Annotated in this window: 1 pseudogene; it reads right to left on the reverse strand. The window is 61.8% G+C overall.

Annotated elements, in window-relative coordinates:
• Positions 1-524, reverse strand: a pseudogene (locus tag J7024_RS37060) (IS3-like element ISBam2 family transposase); the annotation flags it as partial.

Genomic DNA, 524 nt, shown 5'->3' on the forward strand with positions numbered 1-524 from the left:
TTCAGTGCGCTGTGCGGCCTTTGCTCGTTGAAGTCCTGACGCCATGCCGCGATGACTGCCCGAGCGTGCGCGAGCGTCGTGAACCAGTGCTCGTTAAGGCATTCGTCGCGGAACTTGCCGTTGAACGATTCGATGTACGCATTCTGCGTTGGCTTGCCCGCCTGAATCAACTTCAGCGTGACGCCGTTCGCATACGCCCACTGGTCAAGCGCGCGGCTCGTAAATTCGGGTCCCTGGTCGGTTCGCACCGCCTTGGGATAGCCACGGAAGCGAGCTGCACGGTCCAATGCCCGAGCGACATACAAACCTGAGATGCCGTGGTCGACGACGATGTCGACAGCCTCTTTCGTGAAGTCGTCGACGACGGTCAGGCACTTCACGCGCCGGCCGTTGGAAAGCGCATCCATCACGAAATCGATTGACCACACCTCGTTGGGCGCGCCCGGCAATGCCAGTTGCTCGCGCTCAATCATGACGCCCTGGCGCTTGCGACGGCGCCGCACAGCCAGCCCTGCCTCACGGTA

The organism is Burkholderia sp. WTPI3, assembly GCF_021483755.1.
Classification (GTDB): Bacteria; Pseudomonadota; Gammaproteobacteria; order Burkholderiales; family Burkholderiaceae; genus Burkholderia.